General features: G+C 43.7%; 29 protein-coding genes. 28 read left to right on the top strand and 1 reads right to left on the bottom strand.

The genetic code is table 11. The features are described from left to right. Positions 1-127 precede the first annotated feature (127 nt). The 17 genes from B9A32_RS02430 to B9A32_RS02355 all read left to right on the top strand — a co-directional run bounded on the left by B9A32_RS02430 (position 128) and on the right by B9A32_RS02355 (position 12790). Complete coding sequence (locus B9A32_RS02430) at positions 128-1135, top strand: polysaccharide biosynthesis/export family protein (RefSeq protein ID WP_232367012.1); 1008 nt, start codon at positions 128-130, stop codon at positions 1133-1135. Between the two features lie 48 nt (positions 1136-1183). Then, entirely contained in the window at positions 1184-2758 is a 1575-nt protein-coding gene (locus B9A32_RS02425; RefSeq protein WP_232367011.1) for a GumC family protein, read from the top strand. Continuing rightward, complete coding sequence (locus B9A32_RS02420) at positions 2755-4002, top strand: DUF4388 domain-containing protein (protein ID WP_084066783.1); 1248 nt, start codon at positions 2755-2757, stop codon at positions 4000-4002. The genes B9A32_RS02425 and B9A32_RS02420 overlap by 4 nt, the downstream gene beginning before the upstream one ends. A gap of 172 nt (positions 4003-4174) precedes the next feature. Beyond that, positions 4175-4462, top strand: coding sequence for a type II toxin-antitoxin system TacA family antitoxin (locus B9A32_RS02415; RefSeq protein ID WP_084066782.1), 288 nt, complete (start codon positions 4175-4177; stop codon positions 4460-4462). Between the two features lie 77 nt (positions 4463-4539). Continuing rightward, entirely contained in the window at positions 4540-4980 is a 441-nt protein-coding gene (locus B9A32_RS02410) for a GNAT family N-acetyltransferase (RefSeq protein ID WP_232367010.1), read from the top strand. 320 nt (positions 4981-5300) lie between these two features. Continuing rightward, positions 5301-5774, top strand: coding sequence for a DUF1353 domain-containing protein (locus B9A32_RS02400; RefSeq protein ID WP_232367009.1), 474 nt, complete (start codon positions 5301-5303; stop codon positions 5772-5774). 26 nt (positions 5775-5800) lie between these two features. Beyond that, the gene (locus B9A32_RS02395; RefSeq protein ID WP_084066779.1) at positions 5801-6226 is read left to right on the top strand and encodes a glycoside hydrolase family protein; all 426 of its coding nucleotides are present in this window, start codon (positions 5801-5803) and stop codon (positions 6224-6226) included. A gap of 104 nt (positions 6227-6330) precedes the next feature. Next, positions 6331-7290, top strand: coding sequence for an Rpn family recombination-promoting nuclease/putative transposase (locus tag B9A32_RS02390; RefSeq protein WP_084066778.1), 960 nt, complete (start codon positions 6331-6333; stop codon positions 7288-7290). Positions 7291-7568: 278 nt separating this feature from the next. Beyond that, positions 7569-7715 (top strand): helix-turn-helix domain-containing protein, encoded by a 147-nt coding sequence (locus B9A32_RS21265; protein WP_170923665.1) that lies wholly within the window; start codon positions 7569-7571, stop codon positions 7713-7715. A 31-nt stretch (positions 7716-7746) separates the two neighbouring features. Beyond that, positions 7747-9048 (top strand): MBL fold metallo-hydrolase RNA specificity domain-containing protein, encoded by a 1302-nt coding sequence (locus B9A32_RS02385; RefSeq protein ID WP_084066966.1) that lies wholly within the window; start codon positions 7747-7749, stop codon positions 9046-9048. A gap of 248 nt (positions 9049-9296) precedes the next feature. Further along, positions 9297-9629, top strand: coding sequence for a nucleotidyltransferase domain-containing protein (locus B9A32_RS02380; RefSeq protein WP_084066777.1), 333 nt, complete (start codon positions 9297-9299; stop codon positions 9627-9629). Beyond that, positions 9626-10027, top strand: coding sequence for a HEPN domain-containing protein (locus tag B9A32_RS02375; RefSeq protein ID WP_084066776.1), 402 nt, complete (start codon positions 9626-9628; stop codon positions 10025-10027). The genes B9A32_RS02380 and B9A32_RS02375 overlap by 4 nt, the downstream gene beginning before the upstream one ends. Before the next feature lie 116 nt (positions 10028-10143). Next, positions 10144-10809, top strand: a complete 666-nt coding sequence (locus B9A32_RS22045; RefSeq protein ID WP_084066775.1) for an MBL fold metallo-hydrolase RNA specificity domain-containing protein — start codon at positions 10144-10146, stop codon at positions 10807-10809. 109 nt (positions 10810-10918) lie between these two features. Continuing rightward, positions 10919-11155, top strand: a complete 237-nt coding sequence (locus B9A32_RS22040; RefSeq protein ID WP_232367008.1) for a hypothetical protein — start codon at positions 10919-10921, stop codon at positions 11153-11155. 9 nt (positions 11156-11164) lie between these two features. Further along, positions 11165-11536 (top strand): RpnC/YadD family protein, encoded by a 372-nt coding sequence (locus B9A32_RS22035; protein WP_232367007.1) that lies wholly within the window; start codon positions 11165-11167, stop codon positions 11534-11536. Positions 11537-11865: 329 nt separating this feature from the next. Further along, entirely contained in the window at positions 11866-12339 is a 474-nt protein-coding gene (locus B9A32_RS02360; RefSeq protein WP_232367006.1) for a DUF1353 domain-containing protein, read from the top strand. A gap of 25 nt (positions 12340-12364) precedes the next feature. Then, positions 12365-12790 carry a glycoside hydrolase family protein gene (locus tag B9A32_RS02355; RefSeq protein WP_084066774.1) on the top strand — a complete coding sequence of 142 codons (426 nt, stop codon included), beginning with the start codon at positions 12365-12367 and terminating at the stop codon, positions 12788-12790. Between the two features lie 104 nt (positions 12791-12894). Here B9A32_RS02355 and B9A32_RS02350 read toward each other — a convergent pair whose 3' ends face one another. Then, positions 12895-14739, bottom strand: a complete 1845-nt coding sequence (locus B9A32_RS02350) for a DUF4838 domain-containing protein (protein WP_170923669.1) — start codon at positions 14737-14739, stop codon at positions 12895-12897. Positions 14740-15083: 344 nt separating this feature from the next. Between B9A32_RS02350 and rfbA the strand changes: the two genes are divergently transcribed. The 11 genes from rfbA (at position 15084) to B9A32_RS02295 (ending at position 24898) form a co-directional block, all read left to right on the top strand. Beyond that, entirely contained in the window at positions 15084-15980 is an 897-nt protein-coding gene (gene rfbA, locus B9A32_RS02345; RefSeq protein ID WP_084066772.1) for a glucose-1-phosphate thymidylyltransferase RfbA, read from the top strand. A 183-nt stretch (positions 15981-16163) separates the two neighbouring features. Beyond that, positions 16164-16946 carry a hypothetical protein gene (locus B9A32_RS02340; RefSeq protein WP_084066771.1) on the top strand — a complete coding sequence of 261 codons (783 nt, stop codon included), beginning with the start codon at positions 16164-16166 and terminating at the stop codon, positions 16944-16946. Positions 16947-16959: 13 nt separating this feature from the next. Beyond that, the gene (locus tag B9A32_RS02335) at positions 16960-17196 is read left to right on the top strand and encodes a hypothetical protein (RefSeq protein ID WP_212637609.1); all 237 of its coding nucleotides are present in this window, start codon (positions 16960-16962) and stop codon (positions 17194-17196) included. Next, complete coding sequence (locus B9A32_RS02330; protein WP_170923668.1) at positions 17196-18470, top strand: AMP-binding protein; 1275 nt, start codon at positions 17196-17198, stop codon at positions 18468-18470. Before B9A32_RS02335 ends, B9A32_RS02330 begins: the two co-directional genes overlap by 1 nt. Beyond that, the gene (locus tag B9A32_RS02325; RefSeq protein WP_212637607.1) at positions 18467-19201 is read left to right on the top strand and encodes an SDR family NAD(P)-dependent oxidoreductase; all 735 of its coding nucleotides are present in this window, start codon (positions 18467-18469) and stop codon (positions 19199-19201) included. The genes B9A32_RS02330 and B9A32_RS02325 overlap by 4 nt, the downstream gene beginning before the upstream one ends. After that, on the top strand, positions 19198-19704 hold the full coding sequence (locus B9A32_RS02320; RefSeq protein ID WP_084066769.1) for a hypothetical protein: 507 nt from the start codon (positions 19198-19200) through the stop codon (positions 19702-19704). Before B9A32_RS02325 ends, B9A32_RS02320 begins: the two co-directional genes overlap by 4 nt. Before the next feature lie 25 nt (positions 19705-19729). Beyond that, complete coding sequence (locus tag B9A32_RS02315) at positions 19730-20197, top strand: sugar 3,4-ketoisomerase (protein WP_232367005.1); 468 nt, start codon at positions 19730-19732, stop codon at positions 20195-20197. Further along, positions 20194-20607, top strand: coding sequence for a sugar 3,4-ketoisomerase (locus B9A32_RS02310; protein ID WP_084066767.1), 414 nt, complete (start codon positions 20194-20196; stop codon positions 20605-20607). Before B9A32_RS02315 ends, B9A32_RS02310 begins: the two co-directional genes overlap by 4 nt. Then, positions 20604-21707 (top strand): DegT/DnrJ/EryC1/StrS family aminotransferase, encoded by a 1104-nt coding sequence (locus tag B9A32_RS02305; RefSeq protein ID WP_084066766.1) that lies wholly within the window; start codon positions 20604-20606, stop codon positions 21705-21707. The genes B9A32_RS02310 and B9A32_RS02305 overlap by 4 nt, the downstream gene beginning before the upstream one ends. A gap of 62 nt (positions 21708-21769) precedes the next feature. Beyond that, positions 21770-23281, top strand: a complete 1512-nt coding sequence (locus B9A32_RS02300) for an O-antigen translocase (RefSeq protein ID WP_084066765.1) — start codon at positions 21770-21772, stop codon at positions 23279-23281. A gap of 51 nt (positions 23282-23332) precedes the next feature. Further along, positions 23333-24898 (top strand): glycosyltransferase family 4 protein, encoded by a 1566-nt coding sequence (locus B9A32_RS02295; protein WP_084066764.1) that lies wholly within the window; start codon positions 23333-23335, stop codon positions 24896-24898. Positions 24899-25365: the final 467 nt, after the last annotated feature.

Here is a 25365-nt window from a genome sequence, read left to right as displayed (position 1 = left end):
GAAAGTACCTGTATGGGCGACTCACCAGCTTTTCATGCCTTTTTTTGTTTTATTATTGATGAGTATCTTTTTTTGTGCGGTCTCCGGCAGAAAAAATCAGGGTGTAATTATTATATATGGATATCCAATGACACTTAAAAGAAATATAACTGATGCCAGGGGCTTTCCATGGATTTCCCGGAAATCGTTTTTCCGGAAATGCCTTTTTCTGTGTTTCCTCCAGGTGGTGGCCATGTCTTTAATGGTTGTTTTCCATGCCGGAGCCACCTTGCATGCTGCCGACGGCACCGACATGGTCACCGGGTATCGTCTGGGGGCAGAGGATGTGGTCCTGGTAACAGTGCTTGCCGGTGGTGAAGTTCATATTTCCACGGAACTTGTGGTGTCCGGGTCTGGGGATATAAATGTTCCCCTGGTGGGGGCTGTCAGAGCCGAAGGGCTTACCCAGGAAGCTTTGGAGCAGGCCATTCAAATTCCCCTGCAACGGGATTATTTTGTGAATCCCCAGGTGCAGGTGCAGATCAAAGCGTACCACAGCCTGCAGTTTTTTATTTCAGGCGCTGTGAAAAGCCCTGGTATGTACGAGCTTAATTTTAATCCCAGCATCATGGATCTCATTGCCAAAGCCGGTGGTGTTAATTCGGACCGGGGAAACGTTGCCTACGTTCTCCGGGGCAGTAAAGGAGGTGGGGTTAATGACCTTCTGGCTGCAAACACGGATGCAGATTCCTTTGAAAGCACCGTGGTAAAAAAAGAGCCCATCCGGGTGGATCTGCTGAAACTTCTGGATCAGGGCGATATGACGGAAAATATTGCTTTGCAGTCCGGGGATACCGTTTACATACCCCTTGGGAAAGCATTGAATCAGACCTTTACCAAGGTGTATGTGGAGGGCGAAGTAAAGTCCCCCGGTGTGTTTGATTACCAGCCAGGGCTTACAGCTTTTGGTGCCTGCATCATGGCTGGCGGTTTTGGTAAATATGCAGCTCCCAACCGTGCCCGCATCATCCGCAACACTGATTCCGACGAACAAAAGGTATTTAAAATCAACCTGGAAAAAGTCCAGCGGGGAAAAATTTCCGATTTTCCCCTGGAACCCGGGGATCGTATTTTTATCCCTGAATCCTGGCTGTAACATATACACTACCTCCCCAGTAAAACCTAAAACCCAGGACCTTATAAAATGGAAAACCATTTCCAGCAGAGACAATTTGAGGATCTCTCACACCCGGATGAGATGTTCCAGGAAAAAGAGATCCACCTGTCGGAATACATAGAAATCCTCACCAAGCGCAAAGGATTAATATTTCTGTGTTTTGTGCTGACCCTGTCTGCCACGGTGCTGTTTACCCTGCGCACCACCCCCATTTATAAATCCACAGCCCAGCTGATCATTGACAGGGAGAAAACTACCTCTCCCATCACAGGGGAGCGCATGGAGTTTGAAGGGTATGCATCAGAAACCCTTACCTTTCAGACCCATTTTAAATTGATTAAATCAACCCCGGTGATTGAAAAGGTGGTCACTGCCCTGCGATTGGACCAGGTGAACGAGGAAGATCTGGAGATCAGTCCCATTGGCAATGTGATCCGTCAACTCAAAGAAAACATCAAGCTGCTCTTTTCCCAGGACAATGATGAAGATATTAACACGGATAGGGCTTTGGTTGATCCGCAAATCCAGAAACGCAATGATCTGATCAAAAATGTCGGGGCGAAAATTAATATCCAAGAGGTGCGAAACACCCGGCTGCTGGATATATCTGTGAAGGATAAAGATCCGGCCATGGCTGCTGATATTGCCAATGCCCTGGCAAGGGAATACATAAAATTCAATCTTTCCAACCGGGTGGAATCATCCAAGGAAAATCTGGACTGGCTCAACAATGAACTTTATCGTCTGAAAAAGAAGCTGGAGGATGATGAGCGGACTTTTTTTGAGTATAAGCAGCAGTCTAAATTGTTTTCCATGGAAGGCAAACAAAAAGTGGTGGATCAGAAAATTTCTGAGTTCAACACCAAATACCTGGAGGCCCGGAACAGCCGCATGGAGCTGGACTCCAAGATTGCCGAGCTGGAACGTCATCTGAATTCCGCCCGGGGGCTTGCCAAGGTTCGATCGTTGTTGAACAATACCTTTATTGAAAATCTTTATAACAAGATTAATAACCTGGAAATTGAGTATTCCAAACTTACCAAGGTGTATAAATCAAAGCACCCCAAGGTGGTGCAGCTGAAAAGTGAGCTTGCCAAAAGCAAAAAGCACCTTAACGAAGAGCTGGCCAAGGAGCTTGCCAATCTTAAATCCCAGCGCACTGTACTCCGTGCCCGGGAAGGGGTGTTGGAGAAAACCATTGGTGAATTTGAACAGGATGCCCTGGATACCAGCGGAAAGGAGCTTAAATACACCATTCTCCAGAGAAATGTTAACACCAGCCAGAATCTCTATGATGTGATGGTGGCCCGGGTAAAGGAATCAGATATTTTAAAGACCAGCGACACCTCCAATATTCGCATTGTGGAAAGTGCCGGTGTCTCCCCTGTTCCGGTGTCCCCCAATAAAAAACGCAATTTCCTTCTTGGCATTGTGCTGGGGCTCATGGGCGGAGTGGGGTTGGCATTTTTCTTTGAGTATCTGGACCAGTCCCTGAGAACCGAAGAAGATATTCACGCTTACCTCAATTTGCCGGTGCTGTCTGTCATTCCCGAGGCCGATAAAAGTTCGGGGTATGGATATACCTATGGAGCCAGACGATGAAATTTTTCAGTAAAAACAAGAAAAAAAGCGCAGATCTTGCACTTCGGAAGAAAAATCTGCTTTTTGACTTTCCTTCGGGTTCCAGGTATGCAGAGTCCTATCGAAATTTGCGCACCAACCTCTATTTTTCCGCCATGGAAAAAAATTTAAAATCCGTGCTGGTGACTTCGTCCATTCCTGCCGAGGGCAAAACCAACACTGCCATCAATTTGGCCTACACCATGGCCCAGAGTGGCAAACGCACCTTGCTTATTGACGCTGACTTGAGAAAGCCGGTGCTCACCGAAGTGTTTGAAAAAAAATATGAACCGGGTTTCACCGATATTCTTTCCGATGCATTGGGAAAAGACGTGCCCCGGGGCGATCTTTCTGAATACTCCCTTGGGGACAAATTAAAATTGATGAAGTACCAGAAAAATACGGGTATTTTAAAGATAACTTCGCCGGAAGAGCAGGTGAGCTTTTATGTGATTAACGGCAAGGTGACCGATCTTCTTTGGAATACCTGTCCCCCCACCCGAAAACTGGCTTCCCAGCTGGTTCGGCAGAAAGTTATTTCCCAGGAAAATGCTGATATTGCTTTGGCCCATCAGAGAAAAACCCGCCAGCGCCTGGGGGATATTTTTTATGCCATGGGATTTATCTCCAGACCAGATCTTGAAAAAACGCTTGGGATAAATGCCCTGGACGCCCTGCGGGTGGCATCTTTGATGTTAGAAGGTTCCTTTGAGTTTTTCCCCATGGCTGAACAGGATGTAACCTCATCCATGGTGCCCTCCCTTGATTTTGAAAAGCTTTACCGGGATTTCTTTGGCCAGGGCAAGGAGTTAAAGTATATCAATCAAGTTATTGATGGCGCTGTTCAGACAACAGAGATGGAAAATCTTTTTCTTTTACCGGCGGGAAAGGTTCCCCCCAATCCCGCCGAAGTGGTGGGATCGGATAAAGCTGAATTTCTCATGGAGATTCTAAAGCAGCGTTTTGATTTTATCATTGTGGATACACCTCCTGTGCTGCCTGCCTCTGATGCACTGCTCATGGCCCCCCGCACCGATGGCACGGTATTGGTGCTTCAGTCGGGTAAAACCAATAAAAAAATCGTTAAAGAGGTGGTGGATCGATTTCGCATGGCCAAATTACCCATCCTGGGGGTCCTTCTTAACCGCGTGGATGTTAAAAAAGGCGGGTATTACTACAAGTATTATCAAAAATATTACGCCTCCTACTACGGGAACGGGAAATAGGGGGTCAGGCTTCGTTTATTGTGGTTATTTGAGGGCTGTTTTGCAATAACGCTAATAAACGAAGCCTGACCCCGTGACCCCGTTCTGGGTCAGACCCCATGTTGTTGACAAAGGCACCGATATGACGTACATTTGTGCAAGATGTCAACAAAAATACAGGGGAGGGAGAGTCATGGAAGCAGGGTCACAAAGTAAAACCGAGAGAATCAATCTCCGTGTGCAAAGCAGTGCAAAGGACCTCATAATGCTTGCTGCCGGTTTTGAGGGTAAGACCGTCAGTAACTTTATTTTGACCAGTGCTTTGAAATGTGCAGAAAAAACAGTTCAGGATCATCAGATCCTGGCCTTAAATGCAAAGGATTCAAAGTCTTTTTTTGAGGCACTTTCCGCCCCTGTGCGGTTTAATTCCAAATTGACTGCAGCTCTTGGAGAATATGATAAGCGTGTCATCGCCAAATGAGACATCTCCGGGACCTGGTTATTGCACCGCTCAACACGGATCATGACAGAGCCAGCTTTCATTGTAATGTAGACGCATTGGATAATTATATTCATAAGCAGGCAGGGCAGGATATCAAACGCAGCATCAGTCGTGTTTTTGTTGCGGAGCAGCCTGGCAATTCCAAAGAGGTGATGGGCTATTACAGCTTGAGTACATTATCCATTGAACTGAGCCAATTACCAGAAAATCTGGCACGGAAGCTGCCCAGGCATCCGATACCCGCTGCTTTGATTGGCAGGCTTGCAGTCAGCAAAAGCGTTCAGGGATACGGTATCGGCAAAATGCTGCTGATAGATGCCATTAAGCGAACGCTGTCGGTAAGCGAGCAGATAGCCATCTATGCCATGGTTGTTGATGCAATTGACGATAATGCCAAAGGTTTTTATGAACAATACGGATTTACTTGCTTAAATGACAGCAGTGCAAGATTATTTTTGTCTTTAAAATCTTTTGGGAATAATCCGAAATATTCATAATAGTCTAATCTTGGCAACTCTCCGGGCAACGAAAAAAGCATATTTTACCCCCAATAACATCAACAAGCCAAGCCCCAGGCTTGATTGATCCAGGTTTGTATTTACGGCGGCGAAGCCGCAGTAAATACAAATCTGCCCTCTGTCTAAAAAGTGAAGAAGCCAAAACCCAATACCAGCATCCATAACAAGGCTCAAAATCCTTAAACCCCACTTTTAGCCCCCAAAAAGTGCACCCTAAGCGCAAAAACACCCCTTTATAGAACTCATAACGCATTAATAACAACTACTTAGCGGGGTCAGACCCCATGAAAATAGAACATATGCCGATACTCAGGCCGTGGCCCATAGATACCAAGGGCTGTGGTGCGCCAAAGCGCCTGTGGCGGTGGATCACCCGGGTGCGGCAGTGGGAAGTCATGGAAAACTGGGAATATTCGTTGCCCAACGGCGGGCCACGCATTGTAATCCCCAAAGGATTTCTGTTTGACGGGGCCTCCATCCCCCGGCCATTGTGGGGCATGCTCTCCCCCATCGGGCTGCTGCTCATCCCCGGGCTGATCCACGATTTCGGGTACCGATACGATTATCTGTGGGCCAGGGAGGCCGACGGCACCCTCTATAAATACGGCAAAGGCCGGGGACAGCACTTCTGGGACGTCATTTTCAAGGACGTGGGCAAAGCGGTGAACGGCATGGCCGTCATTGATACCTTGGGCTGGGCCACCCTCACCGTGGCCGGGTGGTGGGCCTGGCGCAGCAACCGCAAAAAAAACTCCCCGGAGCTTTTGCCCTGAACCTGATTTGATTTGGAGGACATATAATGAGCCGTGACAAGGATTTTCATAAAAAACTGACGGATCAACTGACAACCCACGAAGGCCTGCGTCTGAAACCCTATCGATGCCCGGCAGGCAAGCTGACCATTGGTATCGGCAGGAATCTTGAGGACAAAGGCATCACGGACAAAGAAGCGGTGATGCTGCTGGAAAATGATATTCAGGAGTGTATTGAGGATCTGGAAACGGTTTTCCAGGGGTTTGATCTGCTGCCGGAAGCGGTGCAGCTGGTGCTTGTGGATATGCGGTTTAACCTGGGGCCTGGCCGGTTCCGGCAATTTAAGAAAATGATTGCCGCTGTTAAGGATCAGGATTTTGGCAGGGCCGGTGCGGAGATGAAGGATTCACGATGGTATGGCCAGGTGGGCCGACGGGCAGAGACCCTCGTAAACATGATGAGCAACGCCTGAGCCCACTGATTCCTTAAAATGCTGTTTTTGCCCCCAAAAAGTGGGTTTTAATAACAAAGGCTTAGTGGGGGCAAACCAAATGCCACCGAATTTAAAGGATAAACATGGGCCATCACGACTTGTTTTTTAAACAGACTTTTTCAATCCGTGAGCATGCTGCCGACTTTGTCAAGCATACACTCCCCACAGAGTTAGCAGCGGAGATGGATTTCAGTACGCTCACCATTGAAAAAGGGTCTCATGTTGATACCGCACTGGCGGAAAACTTTACCGACACCGTCTATACCTGTCGAATATCCGGCATTCAAATAAAGATAGCCCTGCTCTTTGAACATAAAAGCAGTCCTGACAATAATTTGCAGTTTCAGCTTCTCCGCTACATGGGAAATCTCTGGGAAAACAGCATCAAGCAGAAACAGCCCCGGATACCAGTGATCCCCGTTGTGCTTTATCATGGCTGTAAATCCTGGAATCCGGGCAGCTTGTCTTCCCGATTTGATAATTTTCCTGTGGCTGTAAAACCATATATTCCGGATTTTGAATTTGTTTTTGTCGACCTCTCTGCGTATTCCAATGAAAGCATTAAAAAGAGCGTATTTGAACTGACATCGCTGCGGATTGCATTGTTGATCATGAAAAATATATTTGATCAGCAAAAACTGGAGCATCATTTGGTGCAGTTTCTTGAAATTGGGCGTGCATATTTCCAGGAAGAGCAGGGATTGAAATTTCTTGAGGCTGTGATAAACTATATTTTACAGGCAACGGAAATAGAAACGGACAAACTTGTCGATTCTGTTGCCCGTATTTCAGAAAAAGGTGGGGAGATTGCCATGACAACAGCAGAAAAAATTAGACAAAAAGGGCTTCAGGAAGGGCTTCAGAAAGGGCTTCAGAAAGGCAGCCAACAAACCATGGTTTCCCTGGTACGTAATGCTCGAAAAAAGGGATTGTCCGAAGAATTGATAGCACAGATAGCCAATCTGGATATTACCATGGTAAAAAGAATTTTGAACAATGAATCCGTCAACATACCCCTGCATCTCCTTCAGGATACAGAATAAATTCGGATTGGTACATGGTTTACCCCCCTCCAGGTCGTTTCGCAGATGCCCACAACTCTACGCGCACTCATGGGTTCAGGTTTGTATGCAAGGCGGCGCAGCCGCCGTGCATACAAACCTGAACCCTGCCCGATTAGCCGATAACCCAGCACGGAGTATCAGACTACAATTTCTTAAAATCCACTTTTTGCCCCCAAAAAGTGCACCTTAAGCGCAAAAACACCCCTTATTTAAATCCATAACGCATTAATAACAGCCACTTAGTGGGGTCAGACCCCATGAAAATATTTGTTCGCCGTGCCCATGAGCAGGGAATTACAGTACAAACCATTGCCAAAATTGTTAATCTGGATGTTTCTATGGTCAATAAAATATTGAATAATGAAGATATTGATATCCCCCTGCATCTGCTGTCAGACACCTGAGCCCAGAACACATTAATCAGACCCCATGAAAATGAAAATTACACATCTTGGAGCAAAAGAGTGCGTCACAGGTTCCTGCCATCTGGTGCAGACCCGGCCGGGTTCCAAAGAGGGCGTAAACATCCTGGTGGACTGCGGCATGGCCCAAGGCCACGACCCGAAGATCCCCTTTGATCAATTCCCGGTGCAGCCCCAAGATGTTGATTACCTGTTTTTGACCCATGCCCACATTGATCACATCGGCCGGGTACCGGATCTCATAGATGCCGGGTTCAAAGGCGAGATCATCTGCACCCATGCCACAAAGGCACTGCTGATTCCCATGCTCCACGACGGCATGTCCTTTAGCAACAGGAGCCATAAAGAGATCCGCCGCATGGAACGGGCCATTGATGACCTCTCCTGGGGCTTTGAACTGCATGAAACATTTTCCCTTAAAAAAGGGATCACATTCAAGCTTGGCAATGCCGGGCATATTCTGGGCTCGTGCTTTATCCGATTTTGCTTTCCCCGGCTCCCCCATACTTTACCCCCCAATAACAGCAATAAGCGAAGCCTGACCCCCACATATTCGGTTATTTTTTCCGGGGATCTGGGGTGTTGTGATACGCCTATACTGCCGGACCCTGACCCACCGGAATCCTGTGATCTGCTGATACTGGAATCCACCTACGGAGATCGGAACCACACCAACAGAAAACAGCGCATTGAAACATTGAAGACGCTTTTGGACAAAGCCCTGGCAGACAACGGCATTGTTTATATCCCGGCGTTTTCATTGGGCCGCACCCAGGAGCTGATCTACGAACTGGACCGCATTAAAACCAAGGTGCCTGTGTTCATTGATTCTCCCCTGGGCCTGAAAATTACAAAAATCTATGCGGATCTGGAAAGCTTCTGGGATCAGGAGGCAAAGGCTCTTAAAGCTGACGGGGATCATCCCCTGGATTTTAAGAACCTCTATTCTGTGGAAAAATACCGGGATCATAAGCAGCTCATGGATATTAAGGGACCGGCCGTCATCATTGCAGGTTCCGGCATGTGTACAGGGGGCCGCATTGTGGATCACCTGGAACAGGGCCTGAACGATTCGAAAAATGACCTTTTTTTTGTGGGGTACCAGGCCAAGGGCACACCTGGCCGCCGCATGATGGAAAAAAAGATACCGGTTAAGGCCGCCATTCATACCCTGTCCGGATACTCGGCCCATGCGGATCAAAATACCCTTGTTAACTGGGTGAAATCCATGCCCAAGCCTCCGGGAAAAATAATTCTGGTCCACGGAGAACCCCATGCCCAGAAAGCCCTGGCCCAGCGCCTTGGTTTAAAATAATGTCATAATCCGAGCCCAACTCCACAGCGGGCTTGTGTTCACGGCGGCGCAGCCGCAGTGATAACAAACCATTGCCCTGTTCAAAAAACCGGACATCCGATATCAGCACCCGCAACAAGGATGCAATCCTTAAACTGTCTTTTTTAAGCCCCAAAAGCTCACTTTAAGAGCCAAAATAGCCCAAAAATAAACAAAATACTCTGAAATAGTAATACCTTAGCGGGGTCAGACCCCCATGGGAGGTGCCCATGAAAAATATTGAAATGCTGAAAAAAGAAATTGTAAAGCGTCTGCGTCCAGTCGATCCAAAATCTGTTATTTTGTTTGGGAGCCATGCCTATGGCAAGCCTGATGGGGAGAGTGATATTGATTTGTATGTGGTGACAAAGGATGATTTTATACCTCAGAATTATCATGAAAAGCGAAAAATTGTCAGGAGAATATCGCGCTCGCTTATGGACCTCCGATTGAAGGTTAGCCTTGACTTAATGGTGCACACCTCACCTATGAATAAAAAATTTTACGCACTGCGCAGCTCGTTTGCAAAGGAGATCCAGGAAAAAGGGATTCGTCTGTTATGAGCAATGAGATGGCAAAAGCCTGGATTACATCAGCCTTGGCTGACCTGAAAAGCATTAAGCATATCATTGATGATGAATTCTTGACGCACATTGTTGCATTTTATGCCCAGCAATGTGTGGAAAAGTGTTTTAAAGCCATGTTGGAAGCAAAGGCAGGTGTTAAGGTGCCACGAACGCACTCAACATTGAAATTGTATGGAATGATCAAGGATGAATTGACGCTTGATATTGACATTGATTTTTTAACAGATTTTGATTCGCTTTATATTGACGCAAGGTACCCCGGGGATTTGGGGCTTTTACCGGACGGAAAACCATCTCAGACGGATGCCCGAGAATTCTACGATGTTGCACAAAGTGTTTTTACCACGATCAGTGATATATTATTTCATTCGTAGCCCCAACACTACTTATAAGCCAAGCCTGAGCCTGGAACTTGTTTGTATTTGCAGCGGCGCAGCCGCAGTAAAAACAACCCAGACCCTAACATTCCATGAGCCCAACATTCGGAGCTATGACCCAAAAAAATCAAACATACGACACCCCTTGGAAAGAGATCATTGAATTCTTTTTTCCACAGTTCATGGCCTTTTTTGTTCCCGGTTCGGAAGGGGACATTAACTGGGGCAAAGAAATTAAATTTCTTGATAAAGAATTTCAGAAATTAACAAAAGAGTCTGTTCTCGGCCAAAGGCATACGGATAAACTCGTAGAAGTAACCCTCCTCCTTGATTATCAGGAGAAATGGGCGTATCTTGAAAGACAGGATAACCCCTTTGCCATTGTGGTGATGGCACATTTAAAAGCACTTGAGACAAGAAAAGACCATTCGTTGAGAAAGCAATGGAAAATAGAGCTGACAAGGCTTTTATACGAAAAGGGGTCGGGCATGTGCACCGGAGGACGCATTGTGGATCATCTGGAGCAGGGTTTGAACGATGCGAAAAACGATCTCTTTTTTGTGGGATACCAGGCAAAAGGCACCCCGGGCCGCCGCATGATGGAAAAAAAGATACCGGTGAAGGCTGCCATTCATACCCTGTCCGGTTATTCAGCCCATGCCGATCAAAATACCCTTGTTAACTGGGTAAAATCCATGCCCAAGCCCCCGGGAAAAATAATCCTGGTACACGGCGAACCCCATGCCCAAAAAGCATTGGCCCAACGACTGGGTTTTTAATAACACAATAAGCCGAGATTGACCCCACAGCAGGTTTGTATTTACGGCGGCGCAGCCGCAATAAAAACAAACCAAATTCCAACATTCCATGACACCAACATTCGGAATTATGACCCATAAAAATCAAACATACGACACCCCCTGGAAAGAGATCATTGAATTCTTTTTCCCTCAGTTCATGGCCTTTTTTGTCCCCGGCTCAGAGGAGGACATTGATTGGGGCAAAGATATCAAATTTCTGGATAAAGAATTTCAGAAATTGACAAAAGAGTCTGTTCTCGGTCAAAGGCATACGGATAAACTTGTAGAAATCACGCTCAAGTGTAGAAATCACGCTCAAGAATAATAACAAAAAATGGATATTGATCCATATAGAAGTTCAGGCCCAGAGCAAATCAGATTTTCCAGAACGGTCGTAAACCTGTACCGTTTTATAGACTGGGTGTTGATTTTGCCCGAAGCCCTTGAGGAAATTTTTCTTGAAGAGTTGAAAGCGTATGAAAAGGAGAAAAACATGCCTTATATTACAAGTGCTGAAAGAATAGGCAGAAAAAAAGGAGAGGAGAAAAAGCTTCTTTCTTTTGTCCGCCGTGCCCATGAACAGGGAATCAGCGTGTCAACTATTGCCAAAATTGTTCAGTTGGACATTTCCATGGTTGAAAGTATATTGAACAATGAAGATATCAATATCCCTCTGCATCTTCTGGATTCTACAGATACCCTCTGAATCATAGGGCCTGAATCCACCATTGAAGCCCAAGGGGCAACTAAAACCTCTATACTTTACCCACCAATAACACCAACACGACCAGGTCCTGCGATCCGACTACTCATGGGTTCGGGTTTGTATGCAAGGCGGCGCAGCCGCCGAGCATACAAACCCGAACCCTGCCCGATAAGCCGATAACCCAGCACGGAGTATCAGACTACAATTTCTTAAAATCCACTTTTTGCCCCCAAAAAGTGCACCCTAAGCGCAAAAACACCCTTTATTTAAATCCATAACACATTAATAACAACCACTTAGCGGGGTCATACCCCATGAAAATACAACATATGCCGATTTTGAGGCCCTGGCCCATTGACACCAAGGGCTGTGGTGCGCCAAAGCGGGTCTGGCGCTGGGTAACCACGGTGCGGCAGTGGGAAGTCATGGAAAACTGGGAATACTCCCTTCCCAACGGCGGGCCGCGCATCATCATTCCCAAAGGTTTTCTGTTTGACGGGGCCTCCATCCCCAGACCCTTGTGGGGCGTGCTGTCCCCCATCGGATTGCTCCTCATCCCCGGGTTGATCCACGATTTCGGGTACCGATACGATTATCTCTGGGCAAAGGAAGCCGACGGCACCATATATAAATACGGCAAGGGCCGGGGCCAGCACTTCTGGGACACCATTTTCAAGGACGTGGGCAAAGAGGTGAACGGCATGGCCGTCATTGATACCCTGGGATGGGCCACCCTGTCCGTGGCTGGGTGGTGGGCCTGGCGGGGCAACCGCAAACGAAATGCCCCGGAGCTGCTGCCCTGACCCTGATTTGATTTGGAGGCAAATTATGAGCCATGACAAAGCGTTTCATGAAAAACTGACGGATCAATTGACAAAACACGAAGGCCTGCGCCTGAAACCCTATCATTGCCCGGCGGGTAAATTAACAATAGGCATCGGCAGAAACCTTGAGGACAAAGGCATCACGGAAAAGGAAGCAGTGATGCTTCTTGAAAATGATATTGAGGAGTGCATTGCGGATTTAAACAAAGTTTTTAAGGGGTTTGAGCTGCTGCCAGAAACGGTGCAGCTGGTGCTTGTGGATATGCGGTTTAACCTGGGACCCGGCCGGTTCCGGAAATTCAAAAAAATGATCACCGCCGTCAACGATCTGGATTACCCCCGGGCCGCCGCAGAAATGAAGGATTCCCGGTGGTACACCCAGGTGGGGCAACGCGCCCGCACCCTCGTAAAAATGATGACCGACGTCTGATGACGACACCGTGGGCAGCACCCAAGCCTGAGCCCACTCCCGGGCATACTTTACCCCCCAATAACAGCAATAAGCGAAGCCTGACCCCATGATTGATTACGGGGTCAGACCCCGAGTTTGAGAAGTCTTTTCCGGTCTTTTTCAAAGGGGGCGGTTGAGCGGGAGCGGGTAACGCCGTATTTTTTGCATAGAGTCAGGAAGCGTTTAATTAAGGGTCGCATTTCCTTTAGCAGGCATGGATGTACTTTTTTGGGGTCTTTTACATACCATATGGGTTCAATGGCCAGGCGCAACGCCGCAATGGAAGCCTTTTCCACCCATTGATGCACCACACCGGTGGGCTCCAATGCCAGGGCCTTGTCAAATAATGCCAATCCCCGGGAAGCCACATCCCATCCATGGATGCCATAATACTGGGCATAATGGGCCATACAATGGCGATGCCGCCCGCTTGCTTCAGCCGTGTCATGAATCAGATCAATGAATTCCCGGATGGGGGCTGCCGCCTTTTTGTAATGCAGGATCAAAAATTCATCCATCAGGGCTTCACCGCTCTGGGAGGGTTCCCACAGCAAACGACAGGTCATATAATTCCTCAGGTCCGAGAATTCAGCTGAAACCCCATTGTCCGCCGCTTCAATAAATACCCCGGTGACCTGATTGGCTGCAAAAAACCGGATGTTGGGCTCAATCACCCGAAGGTTGGGGCAGGGCAGCAGAAAGTTATTAAAATTAACATTGTAATTCCAGATAGAAATATGATCGGTGAGACCACGCCACGCCTTTAAATCCTTACAGAACGCAACATTTTTGGGACAATCCGGATCATTGATGGCATGGATTTGACAGCACTCAATGCTGCATAGCTGAATCTGAACATTGGGACGGGGTTTGATGGTGCGGGGTGGCTTTCTGGAATAGAGATAGCTCAAGGTGCCCACCATGATGTGTGGATGTTCCCGGGCCACTCGGTCTGCCACGGCATTGACAAAGGTGAGCAGCGATCCCATGTGCGTGCCTTCCTGCTGATCAATGGCGGCACACCTGCTGCAACGGCAATATTGGCGGCTGTCATTCTGGCTGATGGCGATGTAATTCCTGTCCGGATGATCTTTTATTTCAGCGAGCACAGACCGGGTGACAATGTCCAGGACATCGGGGTTAGTCAGGCAGGGCTGGGTGTCATAGGCATCGGACTTCACCTGGGACAGGCGCTTGCCTTCCACCAGGGCATAATACTCGGGATGGGCCGTGCCATACACCGTTGTTGGAATCTGTCGGTAAAAACTGTGATTGATGGTGCGGATATCGGTGATGCCCCCCAGATGTTTGGGACCTGCAACGGTATTGATCCGCATTCTGGCGGCAAAGAGCGGGTGTTGTGTGGTTTCCGGGTAACTGCAGGTGCGCATGGCAAAGGATGGATGATACGTGAACTCACCGGGGCTGAGGCGTTTTTCTCGATCCAGGGGCGGGACATGGGTGTGATCAGTCGTGAGAAACCGAACTCCGAGCCAGGTTTCAAGAAAGGCGTAGACACCGTACAGGGTGCCACGGGGTGTTCCTCCGGAAATGGTAATGGAGTTTTCCCGGATGATGATACTGAACTCTTCAGCTCCAAACCCGTCTACATGGGAACCTTGGTTAATTTTATGCATGGCCTTGTGTGATCCAATGAAAATATGCTGACCGGTTCTTCTGGTTTCATCGGGGTTAGATGGATGGGATATTGCCGATGTGATGATGGGCAGGTTGACACCAGATGCGATGTTGAAAAAATGTTGGAACTCCCGGGCTGCAAAAGCTTCGCTGGGGATGGGTTTTTCCGGAATGACAATGCGCCACTCCTCAAGTGCCGCAAGATTTAATCCGGGTGATGAAATTTCTTGATCCGCACACCATGTAACAGAGACGTTAAAACAATAAAAACCCAGTAAGATGATAAACAAAAAAATTCCCAAGAGACGCTTCTGATGGCACATCATAAAATCCTTGTTTTCTTTGAAAATGAGTTGATTCCGAGAAAAAATCCATTGAAAAACAGCAAGCATTCGGGTCGAGATTGATCATAAACCAAAGTACCTGATCTTGCCCCATAATACAACTCAAACAAAGCCCATAAACCAAGCCAGACCCCCAGCTCTCTGATTCAGGATATTCTTAAACTGTTGTTTTTGATCCCAAAAAGTGGGCTTTAAGAGCTAAAATGGGCCATTTTAAAAGCAATTAAATTTAAATAACAACGACTTAGCTGGGTCAGACCCCGACTTTGAGCCGACTTTGAGGAAATAAAATGAAAGGCATCATATTAGCAGGTGGTTCCGGTACGCGGTTATACCCGCTGACAATTGCAGGGTCCAAGCAACTCCTGCCGGTGTATGACAAGCCCATGATATATTACCCTTTGTCAACGCTGATGCTGGCGGGTATCAGGGAGATTCTGCTGATCTCTGCTCCGGAAGATCTGCCACGATTTAAGAAATTGCTGAAAGGTGGCTCACAATGGGGGATTTCAATTTCTTACGTTGAACAGCCAGAGCCTGAAGGGCTTGCCCAGGCATTTGTCCTGGGTAAAGATTTTATTGGGAATGATTCAGTCTGCCTGATCCTTGGTGATAATTTATTTTATGGACAGGGATTTCAGCCGCTCTTAAAAAAATGTACTGGATTGAAGGATGGAGGAATTGTTTTTGGTTATTGGGTCAATGACCCATCCCGGTATGGGGTTGTGGACTTTGATGAAACCGGTAAAGTGCTCAGCATAGAAGAAAAACCCCAAAAACCGAAATCGAATTTTGCAGTTCCCGGTCTCTATTTTTACGATAACTCAGTTGTGGATATTGCACAAAACATCAAACCCTCAGCCCGGGGTGAGCTTGAAATCACAGACGTTAATAACGCCTACTTGTCCCGGGGGAATCTTAAAGTTCAGCTTCTGGGTCGAGGTTTTGCATGGTTGGATACAGGTACACATGAATCCCTTATGGACGCTGGGACATTTATTGAAACCATTGAAAAGCGCCAAGGACTTAAAGTCGGGTGTGTGGAAGAAGTTGCTTTCCGAAAAGGCTATATTTCTATTGAGGCGTTAGATGAATTGGCTAAACCACTTTTGAAAAACGGTTATGGAGCGTATCTAAAAGGGCTACGCCAAAGCGTTTCCGCTTCAAATATTTTTAATAATTTTTGATGAATTTGTAAAAAACAATTATAAAGAATATTGCCCAGTTCAACTCAAATTTTGATAAATTTGTATATTCTTCAAAAAAATGAACATAGAGTTTTTAAGCCACTCCTCTTTAATCAATCAAATTGAATTTAGAAGGGAGTCCTGATTTTTATTGGGCAGTCAATTAAAAAATTGGAAAAGCAAATGAGTGAATTTTCAAAAACATCGATTATTTCTTCCAAGGCCATTTTGGGCAAAAATGTTGTTATCGGTGATTACGCTAAGATTTTTGATAATGTGGTTATTGGTGATAACGTCCAGATAGATGATTATTGTCAAATTGGCCATCCCTCCATTTTAAGCGATAAAAAACCAGTAATTATTGGCTCAAATAGTCATATTAGATCTTTTTCAATAATTTATGAGAATTCTGAATTTGGCCCTGCTCTGGAAACCGGACATCATGTTGTCATACGTGAAGGAACCATGGTGGGTGAAAATTTGAGAGTTGGAAATTTTTCTGATATTGAGGGCGACTGTGTAATTGGAGACTATTGTCGTTTTCATGGATATTCTCATATTGGGAAAGGCGCAGAAATAGGACATTTCGTCTGGATTTTTTCCCTTGTTACTGCCACAAATGATCCCTTGCCCCCATCTAATGCCCAAGCACCAGTTAAAATCAAAGATGGGGCTGTTGTATGTGTCGGTGCCACTTTGATGCCAGGCTCTATTGTAGGGACTGGTGCTTTTATCAGTGCTGGTGCTCAGGCAAGAGGAGATGTCCCTGCAGGTGCAGTCATTGCGGGTGAGGATGGCAAAGTAGTCAACCATGTTAGTCGTTTGATAGATTTCAACAGCGGGCAGAGGCATCCTTGGATGAATCATTATCGACATGTTTATCCAAACACAGAGGAAATTACAAACCGTTTGGATTCTTTGTTAAATGAAATAATGATAAATAAAATGAATCTCAAAATAAACTGATGGGACAACGATTATGGAACTATCTGAAACTTTAACACTGATGAATATGATTTTGGAAAAGCAAAATAAAGAACCCATTCACTCTCATGACCAAAAGTTGCGAGAAATAGGCTTTCGCAGCCTTGATTTTTCTGAGTTGGCTTTACGCGTGGAGATGACAACTGGAAAAGAGCTTAATTTTGATGCTTCGCATTTACGAAAGATTGAAACGGTCAGTGATGTCTTAGAATTTTTTCAGGAATGTGCGTAATGGAACAGAAAATCTATTGGGAAAATAAAATTTTTTTTGGGGAGCATAATAACTCAACCTGGGATGAGGTCTATGAAGAAAAAAACAAAGATTTAAAATCACTGCTTGACCATGGACTACATAAAATCGCATTTTCTATAGAAAATTCTCATGATGCCGTGGGGGCAGTCGCTTACCTAAATCGAAAAAAAGCGGACGGATTGATTTTAACGCATGAACGGCTCAATGAAAATATCAGGGCTATTTTATCAGATAATGGATATTCTATTATAGGTAAGCCAATTAATGTCAGTGATGATGTCATAGCTAATAAGATTGAAGAAGTTGTACCTGGTAGAATTTCAATGCTTACTTCAGGCACAACTGGCATACCAAAGCTTATTGAACACACATGGAATACCCTAAATACTTTTCAAAACGTAAAAAAATCAAATCCGCTTAAATGGATGGTACCTTATAATCCTGGCACATATGCATGGTATCAGATGATATGCATGGGGTTGTTCCTTGAAGGTCAGGAACTTGTATTCCCATTGAGTGCAGAACCAGCAGAGATGTTATTGCAGGCTTCCCATCACAACGTGACTGCTATTTCGAGTACCCCCACTTTTTGGAGAATGGCTTTTTTAGGTTTGAATGAAAAGGACTTGAAAGGAATACCATTTAAACAAATTTCATTAGGTGGTGAAGCCGCCGACCAATCAGTTTTGGATCACTTGCGGGAAATTTACCCAGATGCTGCTATTTTTCATATTTATGCGTCCACAGAGGCAGGTGCCTGTATTGTTGTAAAAGATGGTAAGCAAGGTTTTCCTGAAAAATGGATTGACAATAAAAAAATGAAAATTGTTGGTAACCACCTCTATTTAAAATCAATTTTCTCTGCAATTTCAATTGATAAAGATAAAGAAAATTGGATTGATACGGGTGACTTGGTTGAAATCCGAAAAGATAGAGTTTTATTTCTCGGAAGGGATAAAACAAATATGATTAATGTTGGTGGCAGTAAAGCCTATCCCGTGGACATTGAATCCTTAATATTAAGAAATTCAAAAGTACTCTGGTGTCGTGTTTATCCTCGAAAAGCTCCATTGGTTGGCTTTCTGGTTGCCGCTGACATAGTATTAAAAAATAATATCAAATTTACAGCGGATATTGAAAAAGAACTTGAAACGTTATGCCGTGAAAATTGTCCCGAATTTGCAGTTCCCAGAATATGGAATAACCTTTCCGAGATTCCTGTTGGTTATAATTTAAAAGCGGAGATAAAATGATGAATATCGAAAGGGTTGTTATTGTAAGTGGAGGAAGTAGAGGGCTTGGGTTAGCTCTTGTAAAACATTTACTCCACAAGGGGCATACCGTCGTAACCTTTGCAAGGAAAAAAACCACAGAGATTTCTGATTTAATTTTAGAATATCATGAGAAACTTTATTTTGATGAAGTTGATTTGCAAGATGCAGTGGCTTTGAAACAATTCTTAATTGCAGTTAATCAAAAGTATGGCAGAATTGATGCATTGATAAATAATGCCGCCATAGGTCAAGATCATTTACTTGTGCATACACCAGAAGAAGCCATTCATAATATCGTCAACATTAATTTGGTCGCGCCAATAATTTTGACACGTCTGGTTTTGAAATACATGCTCTTGGCAAACAATGGAGGAAGGATAGTCAATATCAGCTCTATTTGTGCAGAAAGGGGCTATCCTGGCCTTTCAACTTATTCAGCCACTAAAGGTGCCTTGAATGCGTTTACTCGCTCTTTAGCAAGGGAGGTGGGAGAAAGAAAGATTTATATTAATTCCATCGCCCCGGGTTTTTTTGAATCTGAGATGTCATCAGTGCTAAGGGCAGACCAGTTAAATACAATTAAGCGGCGTACACCGACAAAAGAATTAACGCAAACATCTAATATCCTCCCTATTATAAATATGTTGTTATTTGAGCAAACCAATATAACAGGACAAACAATTTTTATTGATGGCGGTATCAGCAATTGACATCTAAGACTTCTTGGGTGCAAGATTATATCTGGGGGTCTCTGAATTGTGATTGCAGCACTATTAACATTAATCCAAAGAAAAATAATTATGCGATATCATATGATGGTTTAGGGTTTAAGTACACGTGGTCTCCATCAATTGAAATTTTAGAAAATTCATTAAATATTGCTTTGGATATTGAAACTTATCAGAGAGATGTCCCTGAGCACCTTAGTAAATATTTTTCTATTAAAGAGAGCAATACCTTTTATAAAGTTTGGACATATTACGAAGTTGTTGCCAAGCTATTAAATATTCCAATATTAATCCTCGTAAAATCAAGACCTGTTTCTGAAGTACCTGATAAATTTAGTGTCGTAAAAGTGAAATTCCCAAAAAAAGAAAAGCTTTTTTATATTCATAGTTTGAAAATTGAAGATTGGAATATCTGGGCAACTTTTGGATATGAAAGTAAATTATTTGAAAAGAATATTTGCAATTTTGAATTAAATTTTGAATGATTGTTGGTATTTTCTATCTAATGCTTTGAAATTAATTGAAAAAATAAAGAAATATTCGGGTGTATATATGAATTCGATTCCTTCCGTTTACGACGCATCCCTAATCCAATTTCCTAAAATCCTTGATCCCAGAGGTAATCTTACTTTTATAGAACAGCAACAACACATTCCTTTTGATATCTCCCGGGTTTACTGGATTTACGATGTGCCTGGAGGTGAGAAGCGCGGAGGTCATGCATTCCAGGAACAAGATGAAGTAATCATCGCTCTCTCGGGCAGTTTTGATGTGTTCTTGGACGACGGCACAGCCCAGAAAATTGTTCATTTAAATCGTGCATACCATGGTCTTTACGTCCCCAAAATGCTCTGGCGAAGAATGCAGAATTTTTCCACCAATGCAGTGGCTTATGTACTTGCTTCCTGCCCGTATAAGGCGGAGGATTATGTGAGAAATTTTGATGCATACAAAACGTTGATGCGGGAGGGAAAATGAAAACGACTGTTCATGACTGCAAAATGATTGAGTTGCCCCGCATGTATGATCAAAGGGGTTCATTGACGCATATTTCTAATGGTGTGCAAGTTCCTTTTGATATTGTCAGAACTTACTACCTTTATGATGTGCCTGGTGGTGAATCCAGGGGTGGTCATGCGCATCAAGAACTTCAACAATTGATGGTCTCTGTAATGGGCGCTTTTGATGTTATTGTGGATGATGGCTCAGAAAAAAAAACAATTCGCCTGGATCGTGCATATTGTGGTCTCTATATTCCAAAGCAAATATGGCGTGAATTAATTAATTTTTCTTCTGGTGCCAATTGCCTTGTGCTTGCATCTATGCTGTATGATGAAGCTGAATATATTCGAAATTATGATGAATTTTTGCAGGTGAAACAAAGATGAAGGTACCATTTCTGGATCTTAAGGCAATCAACGCGGCCTATCGTGAAGAGTTTATAGCGGCTGCTACTCGGGTTATTGATTCTGGTTGGTATATTCAAGGCCAAGAAGTCCAAGCATTTGAAAGGGAGTTTGCCGAGTACTGCGGGGTGAAGTATTGCGTTGGTGTTGGGAATGGCTTGGATGCCTTGATATTGACTCTCCGTGCCTGGAAGGAATTGGGTAAACTAAAGGAAGGTGACGAGGTCATCGTGCCTGCAAATACCTATATTGCAACCATTTTTGCTATTACTGAAAATCGTTTGACGCCTGTTCTTGTTGAGCCGGATGAAAATACTTATAATTTATCCCCTGTGTTGGCGGAAAAAGCTGTTACTTCAAAAACTAAAGTTATTTTGCCGGTGCATCTTTATGGCCGATTGGCTGAAATGCCTGAAATTATGGATATTGCAAAAAGGCATGGGCTGTTGGTTCTTGAGGATGCTGCTCAGGCCCATGGTGCAAGCTTTCAAGGGAAGAAAGCTGGTAGTTGGGGTGATGCTGCTGGATTTAGTTTTTATCCGGGTAAAAACCTTGGTGCTTTGGGTGATGGTGGAGCAGTTACCACAAATGATGAAGAGCTGGCAAATACCATCAGGGCTTTGGGTAATTATGGGAGCCATAAGAAGTACGAAAATTTGTATAAGGGTGTTAACAGTCGGTTGGATGAGATGCAGGCGGCATTGCTGCGGGTTAAGTTGAAGCGTTTGGATCAAGAGAATATTGGCAGGCGTAATGTTGCAAAAATATATCTTGAACGAATTAACAACCCAATTATTGTGTTGCCGGCATGGAAAGCATACGAACAGCATGTGTTTCATTTGTTTGTTGTTCGCTGTTCAAAGCGTGATGAACTTCAGAAATATTTGAATGAATCTGGTGTTCAAACTTTGATTCATTACCCACTACCTCCCCATAAACAACAGGCTTTTGTTGAGTGGCCTAATCAAAATATTTTACTTACAGAATCTATTCATACTGAAGTATTGAGCTTGCCTATGAGCCCTGTGATGAGTTTGGAAAGCTTAAATGAAGTCGTCGAGGTTGTTAATGCCTTTTCATAGTGTGTTCCACAAAATTGTTATCAGGTGGAAATCCGGAAAAATTTTAAAACGTTTGGAGTAAATTGACAAATCAGAAGTCCTATTCTCAAATATTAAAATCCTCTTCCATGGTCGGTGGCTCCCAGCTCATAAGAATGATGATCGGGGTTGTCTCAACTAAATTTGCGGCTATACTTATCGGGCCTTCAGGTGTAGGGTTAATAGGGGCATACCAATCTATAATTCAGCTTGGTATTCAACTCGCTGGGCTTGGCATCAATCAGAGTGGAGTTCGTGATGTCGCCGTTTCATCCGGATCAGAAGATGAAGAAGCAGTCGCACGGACGGTTTCTATTTTACGTCGAATGTGTTGGCTGACAGGCTTGGTCGGTGCAGTAGTCTTGGCTGCTCTGGCCGTTCCGGTCAGCCAGTTGACCTTTGGAAACTCAGATCACGCTGTCAGTCTTATGCTTTTGTCTATGGTGGTTCTTGTTACCACCATTGCACAGGGACAGATGGCAGTAATTCAGGGATTGCGACGTATTACGGATTTGGTTCGAGTGCAAATTCTTGGCTCAACAGCTGGGGCCGTGATCAGCATAGGTCTGTATGCATCCTTTGGGAAAGCAGGAATTGTACCGTCATTGATGGCAATTGCCCTGTTTAATCTTGGATCGGCCTGGTGGTTTTCCAGAAAGTTGTTTGAAAGAAGTATCCCTATGTCCTGGAGAGAAACTTTTAGTGGTGCCAAAAGCTTGCTCGGACTGGGTGCCGCCTTTATGGTCGGAGGCTTGGCCACAACATTTACAGCCTATGCCACCCGGGCATTAATTGTCCGTGATATTGGGATGGATGGCTTAGGTATGTACCAAGCTGCGTTTTCTATTTCCGGTTATGTTCTTAATTTTGTACTCGGTGCCATGGGGGCAGACTTCTATCCCCGTTTGGCAGGTGTTTCCGAGGATCACGAGGAAATGGTTTGTTTGGTTAACGAACAGACTGAAATAGGTCTTTTACTTGCTACACCCGCTATAGTTGCAACCCTTGCCTTAGCTCCATTGGCCATCAATCTTTTGTACTCCACTCAATTTGCCCCAGCCGTTGATTTGTTGCGTTGGTTTGCCATGGGGTGTTTTTTACGAGTGATATCTTGGCCTATGGCGTTTATACAGCTTGCGAAAGGCGAAAAATATTGGTTTATTTCTTCTGAGATATTTTTTAATGTATTGCATATTTTTTTTATTTTTGTTGGGCTTCGTTTTTTTGGTTTATGTGGCGCTGCTATTGCATTTTTTTCGATGTATGTGCTCTATGTTTTTGGTGTTCGGCTTATTGCAAGGCACTTGATTTGTTTTTCTTGGGATAAAGCTACTAAACGTTTGATTATCAGTCAGCTTTTCATTGTGGGTTGTGTTTTTGTGGGTTCTCTTGTGTTGCCTGGGTTGTGGAGTATGGCTTTTGGTGGCATTTTGTCATTTGTGGTCGGAGCTTATTCTTTACGGCAGTTACTGGCACGACTGGGAAAAGAACATCGTGTTTATCGGATGATTGTGAAAATTCCCTTTTTAGGTAAAATGTTTAATCCATACCATTGACCAGCATAACAAAAGACCGGGTATTTTGATGAAAAAATAGAGTGAGAGTATATGGATTTTAAATTAAATAAAAATTTTTTAAATAAAGAATATTCTTTTTATAAAAAAAAAGCGTATGAATGTTTTGAAAAAGATAAGTTCGAGAAATCTCTTTTGTGTGTTGCTTTTTGCGCTTTTATCGCATGGAAATATCCTATTCTTTATAATTTCTGTGATGATGATTTAGAAAAAATTCTTGAAGAACTTTCTAAAGAAATCGTATTTCACCGGAATATTAATATTAAGCCAGTTAAACCTAATAAGGTAATTTTCTATAATTCTCAAATAATTGATAGTGGAGCCCTGACAGAGCAGTATTTATATTATTTTATTGAAAATGAAATTGAGGTTCTCTTTATTATTCCAGATAAAAAATACACTTTGGAAGGTGTAAATATTTTGAAACTCATTGAAAATTCAGATTATGTAGAACTCTTTATTCCTGAGTGTTCTGGATATGTTGAGAAAATAAAAAAAATCGTTGAGAAAATTGAGGATTATATGCCTCAAAAAGCATTTCTTCATTTTGTCCCTAATGATGTTGTTGGATATGCTTCTTTTTGCACCTTTGAAGACGTTACAAAATATTATATTGTTCATAATGATCATACGTTTTGGTTGGGAAAAAATTGTAGTGATTTTTTTATTGAATTTAGAAAATTTGGGTACTTGTTAGCAACAAACCGGAGAAAAATTTCTCCAGAAAAAATTTTTCATATACCATATTATCCAATAGTTCAAAAAATAAATTTTTTAGGGTTGCCTTTTGATCGAAAAGGAAAGGTAGTAGGTTTAAGTGGGGCAAACCTTAATAAGTATTTGTTGGATCCAAGTTTAGCCTACTTTTATGCAGTCAAGAAATTATTAGATCGAAATAAAAATTTTGTTTTTTGTTTAGCAGGTTGGGGCAACGAGAGACTGATCATAGAGTTTATTAAAGAAAACAATTTAGAAAAAAGGTTTTATTTTTTAGGCAGAAGAAAAGATTTTTATGAGCTTGTAAAGAATATTGATATTTTGTTTGAATCTTATCCTTTGAAAGGAGGGTTGACGGTCTTGTACGGGACCGAAAATAATAAGCCAATCATAGGTATAGGAGAAAAACGAAATGCGTCTGGATGTATTGAAGATTTTTTTGATCTAAACAATTATAAACAGCCACAAAATATTGATGAATTTTTTACTGAAGCAGAAAAATTGATAATTTATGAGGATGAAAGATCAAAAAATGCTTCATTCTTTTCGAATAATAGATATAGGAAAACAAAGTTTGAATCTGCGCTACATACTTTGTTTTGCGATATTTCTCCTACCCCTAAGCAAGTATATTCCGGTGATGTAGAGATGGATGATGACTATTATCTAAATCAATATATAAATTTGCCAAATTCCGAATTTAACTATTTTTTCTCTAAGATGCTAATGTTAAGAACAATAACAAGCTTTTTCGAAAAACTTATTATATTGTATAGAATTTTTTTATGTGCTCCAAGTGATTTTTATTTAAAAATAAGAGAGAAAATTATGAATAAATTTAAATTCAATTATCAAAGATCTCATAAAGGACTTCACAGATGATCCCCCTGTGGCAGGATAGTTGTCACCTCCAAAGACAGCAGTCGAAATTACGCCCAGAGGCCCCCGCGGGGGGCCTGGGCGAGGATCCAAAAGTCAGGCTGCATAACACACTTTTACATCGTCGGGGGCACAGGAGGATGACATGTCGTGTTCTGAAAATTTGGGCTTGATCATAAGATCGGCCATTTTGAGTTGGGGTCACCCATTAAAGGGCCAGTCAAGAGAAAAAACACCTCCCCTATGAAAAAAGTTTCCTTTTTTCTTGACTTCTGACACTATTTTTTGCTCTTTCAACACGGCTTTTATCCCTGACCTGCACCTGTTATTTCATCGTGTGGGTTTGCGGGTTTGTTGATCCGCACCAGTCACCCATCGGGTTCAAGGCGAGTGTGCATTAGCCTTCACGGCTTAATACACGGCCCCTGGTCCATTCGGACCCCAGAAAATCTTCAGTACCATGCCGTGGC

It is taken from the genome of Desulfocicer vacuolatum DSM 3385 (assembly GCF_900176365.1).
GTDB classification, from domain to species: Bacteria; Desulfobacterota; Desulfobacteria; order Desulfobacterales; family Desulfobacteraceae; genus Desulfocicer; species Desulfocicer vacuolatum.
This window is presented reverse-complemented; position numbering and strand designations above follow the sequence as displayed.

What these genes read in the sequence shown, in the direction of transcription:
- B9A32_RS02330 (WP_170923668.1), top strand. Translation starts at nt 17,196, where the DNA reads ATGGAACAGAAAATCTATTGGGAAAATAAAATTTTTTTTGGGGAGCAT.
- B9A32_RS02420 (WP_084066783.1), top strand. Translation starts at nt 2,755, where the DNA reads ATGAAATTTTTCAGTAAAAACAAGAAAAAAAGCGCAGATCTTGCACTT.
- B9A32_RS02310 (WP_084066767.1), top strand. Translation starts at nt 20,194, where the DNA reads ATGAAAACGACTGTTCATGACTGCAAAATGATTGAGTTGCCCCGCATG.
- B9A32_RS02335 (WP_212637609.1), top strand. Translation starts at nt 16,960, where the DNA reads ATGGAACTATCTGAAACTTTAACACTGATGAATATGATTTTGGAAAAG.
- rfbA (WP_084066772.1), top strand. Translation starts at nt 15,084, where the DNA reads ATGAAAGGCATCATATTAGCAGGTGGTTCCGGTACGCGGTTATACCCG.
- B9A32_RS21265 (WP_170923665.1), top strand. Translation starts at nt 7,569, where the DNA reads ATGAAAATATTTGTTCGCCGTGCCCATGAGCAGGGAATTACAGTACAA.
- B9A32_RS02395 (WP_084066779.1), top strand. Translation starts at nt 5,801, where the DNA reads ATGAGCCGTGACAAGGATTTTCATAAAAAACTGACGGATCAACTGACA.
- B9A32_RS02295 (WP_084066764.1), top strand. Translation starts at nt 23,333, where the DNA reads ATGGATTTTAAATTAAATAAAAATTTTTTAAATAAAGAATATTCTTTT.
- B9A32_RS02360 (WP_232367006.1), top strand. Translation starts at nt 11,866, where the DNA reads ATGCCGATTTTGAGGCCCTGGCCCATTGACACCAAGGGCTGTGGTGCG.
- B9A32_RS02430 (WP_232367012.1), top strand. Translation starts at nt 128, where the DNA reads ATGACACTTAAAAGAAATATAACTGATGCCAGGGGCTTTCCATGGATT.
- B9A32_RS22035 (WP_232367007.1), top strand. Translation starts at nt 11,165, where the DNA reads ATGGATATTGATCCATATAGAAGTTCAGGCCCAGAGCAAATCAGATTT.
- B9A32_RS02305 (WP_084066766.1), top strand. Translation starts at nt 20,604, where the DNA reads ATGAAGGTACCATTTCTGGATCTTAAGGCAATCAACGCGGCCTATCGT.
- B9A32_RS22045 (WP_084066775.1), top strand. Translation starts at nt 10,144, where the DNA reads ATGACCCAAAAAAATCAAACATACGACACCCCTTGGAAAGAGATCATT.
- B9A32_RS02425 (WP_232367011.1), top strand. Translation starts at nt 1,184, where the DNA reads ATGGAAAACCATTTCCAGCAGAGACAATTTGAGGATCTCTCACACCCG.
- B9A32_RS02375 (WP_084066776.1), top strand. Translation starts at nt 9,626, where the DNA reads ATGAGCAATGAGATGGCAAAAGCCTGGATTACATCAGCCTTGGCTGAC.
- B9A32_RS02355 (WP_084066774.1), top strand. Translation starts at nt 12,365, where the DNA reads ATGAGCCATGACAAAGCGTTTCATGAAAAACTGACGGATCAATTGACA.
- B9A32_RS02390 (WP_084066778.1), top strand. Translation starts at nt 6,331, where the DNA reads ATGGGCCATCACGACTTGTTTTTTAAACAGACTTTTTCAATCCGTGAG.
- B9A32_RS02325 (WP_212637607.1), top strand. Translation starts at nt 18,467, where the DNA reads ATGATGAATATCGAAAGGGTTGTTATTGTAAGTGGAGGAAGTAGAGGG.
- B9A32_RS02385 (WP_084066966.1), top strand. Translation starts at nt 7,747, where the DNA reads ATGAAAATTACACATCTTGGAGCAAAAGAGTGCGTCACAGGTTCCTGC.
- B9A32_RS02400 (WP_232367009.1), top strand. Translation starts at nt 5,301, where the DNA reads ATGCCGATACTCAGGCCGTGGCCCATAGATACCAAGGGCTGTGGTGCG.
- B9A32_RS22040 (WP_232367008.1), top strand. Translation starts at nt 10,919, where the DNA reads ATGACCCATAAAAATCAAACATACGACACCCCCTGGAAAGAGATCATT.
- B9A32_RS02340 (WP_084066771.1), top strand. Translation starts at nt 16,164, where the DNA reads ATGAGTGAATTTTCAAAAACATCGATTATTTCTTCCAAGGCCATTTTG.
- B9A32_RS02380 (WP_084066777.1), top strand. Translation starts at nt 9,297, where the DNA reads ATGAAAAATATTGAAATGCTGAAAAAAGAAATTGTAAAGCGTCTGCGT.
- B9A32_RS02415 (WP_084066782.1), top strand. Translation starts at nt 4,175, where the DNA reads ATGGAAGCAGGGTCACAAAGTAAAACCGAGAGAATCAATCTCCGTGTG.